Genomic DNA, 1,721 nt, shown 5'->3' with positions numbered 1-1,721 from the left:
GGCGTTTCGCTTTTCAGGAGAAAACCGGCCGCATGAAGCTGCGTTCGTAGCTGATGATGCTGCGATTGTGCTTGTCCATGTCGAAGGCGGCGATGCATTCCGGATCGCTCACCATGCGGGTGCGATAGTCCTCATAGGCTGCAAGGCTCGGGAAGCTGAACAGCGCCAGCGCAATGTTGTTTGCACCCTCGCTCGGCAGGAAATAACCGTGATGCTGGCCGCCCATGCGGTTGACGATGGGGATCCAGGCGCGGGCATAGGCTTCGAATTCCGCAAGCTTGTGCGGGTCGATGACATATCTGAGATAGCAGGTGATCAAGGGAATGCTCCGTCTGTGAATGGGCGGACCATTTCAGATTCGCGTTTGCAACGGCAGGGTCCAATGCTGCCAATCCGCGTCACACGCGCCGCCCTGCCCCGCATAGAATCGCAGCGCCACCGCGTTGTCGGGCAGCACCGTCCAGCGCAGTGCGGAGGCGCCGATCTCGACGGCATGGGCGCGCAGGTGCGCAAACAGCGCCTGCCCCACGCCCTGCCCGCGAAACGCTTCCGCGACATAAAGCTCCTTGAGCACCACGACGGGTTTGAGATCATAGGTCCAGGGAATGCGGTAATGCACGGCGATGCCGGCAAGCGCCTTCCCCTTCGCCGCCACGAAGACGCCGAAGGCGGGAGCTGCACCAAGGCCGTGAAGCCTGAGAACATTGGGCGTGACGGCGAAGGCATCGATATAACCTTCGAAGATTGCCAGCGCCCGCATGAGGTCCCAGACGGCCTCAACGTCATCGTGCGTGAAGGGCCTGACGTGAAGGCCATCCGCGCTCATTCGGCGGCAATCGCCAGCAGGCTGCCCGCTTCGCTGCCGGTCGCGAAGCCATGGCCCTCGTCTTCCCAGCCGGTGATGCCGCCGATCATGATCTTCACCGGGCGGCCGAGGCGGGCGATCTTGAGGGCGGCCTGGTCCGCGCCGTTGCAATGCGGGCCGGCGCAATAGGCGACGAACACGGTGTCTTCAGGCCATTCGGCCATACGCTCGGCGTTGATCTGCCGGTGCGGCAGGTGGATGGCACCCGGCACATGCTGGCGGGCATAGGCTTCCGGCGAACCGATAACATGGAGCAGGACGAAATCCTGATCGCCGGACTTCAGCGCCACGGCGACGTCGGCGCAGTCGGTTTCGACGGACAGCAACTTCGAGAAATGCTCGATGGCGACAGCGGGGGAAGCGGCCGGATAGTCGGTGACGAAACTCATGATGTCTCTCCTAGTTGGAACGGGCCTTGTTGGGACGAGAGAGATGTAGCCGGAACGGAGCGACGCTTGCAGATGGCATGATTGCCATATACCATCAAGATCATGACAAACCCGCTTTTGCTCCCGCCGCTTGCCAATCCGCTCGTCGTGGCTGTCGCCTATGACCAGCTCTGCACCTTCGAATTCGGCATCGCGACCGAGATTTTCGCCCTTGCCCGGCCGGAAATGGGGCCGAACTGGTACCGCTTTGCCGTCGCCGGCCTCGATGAAGGCGAGATGCGCTCGACGGGCGGGCTGCGCTTTGCCGTGGACGGTGGGCTCGACCTGCTGGCGGAGGCCGGCACGATCATCATTCCCGGCTGGCGCGGCATCGATGCACCGGTGCCACGGGTGCTGATCGAGGCGCTACAGGCGGCGCAGGCGCGCGGCGCACGCATCCTCTCCTTCTGCTCCGGCGTCTTCGTGCT

3 protein-coding genes and 1 pseudogene are annotated in these 1,721 nt (G+C 63.3%); 1 reads left to right on the top strand and 3 read right to left on the bottom strand.

Annotation, left to right across the window (positions count from 1 at the left end; translation table 11 throughout):
- Nucleotides 1–13 precede the first annotated feature (13 nt).
- From ACOZK4_RS14095 to ACOZK4_RS14085, 3 genes are read right to left on the bottom strand one after another with little or no spacing between them, the layout of a single operon-like run.
- On the bottom strand, nucleotides 14–319 hold the full coding sequence (locus tag ACOZK4_RS14095) for an NIPSNAP family protein (protein ID WP_298103708.1): 306 nt from the start codon (nucleotides 317–319) through the stop codon (nucleotides 14–16).
- Between the two features lie 33 nt (nucleotides 320–352).
- Nucleotides 353–826, bottom strand: coding sequence for a GNAT family N-acetyltransferase (locus tag ACOZK4_RS14090; RefSeq protein ID WP_421592427.1), 474 nt, complete (start codon nucleotides 824–826; stop codon nucleotides 353–355).
- Nucleotides 823–1,254: a rhodanese-like domain-containing protein gene (locus ACOZK4_RS14085; protein ID WP_421592426.1), complete on the bottom strand. Its 432-nt coding sequence runs from the start codon at nucleotides 1,252–1,254 to the stop codon at nucleotides 823–825. Before ACOZK4_RS14085 ends, ACOZK4_RS14090 begins: the two co-directional genes overlap by 4 nt.
- A gap of 102 nt (nucleotides 1,255–1,356) precedes the next feature.
- Between ACOZK4_RS14085 and ftrA the strand changes: the two are divergent.
- Nucleotides 1,357–1,721, top strand: a pseudogene (ftrA, locus tag ACOZK4_RS14080) (transcriptional regulator FtrA); the annotation flags it as partial.

The sequence above is a fragment of the Shinella sp. M27 genome (genome assembly GCF_049199905.1).
GTDB lineage: Bacteria > Pseudomonadota > Alphaproteobacteria > Rhizobiales > Rhizobiaceae > Shinella.
Note: the sequence above shows the minus strand (reverse complement) of the source record. Positions and strands in the feature narration are given on the sequence as shown.

Excerpts from the sequence above, each read along its gene's own strand:
- ACOZK4_RS14085 (WP_421592426.1), bottom strand. The coding sequence starts at position 1,254 with ATGAGTTTCGTCACCGACTATCCGGCCGCTTCCCCCGCTGTCGCCATC.
- ACOZK4_RS14090 (WP_421592427.1), bottom strand. The coding sequence starts at position 826 with ATGAGCGCGGATGGCCTTCACGTCAGGCCCTTCACGCACGATGACGTT.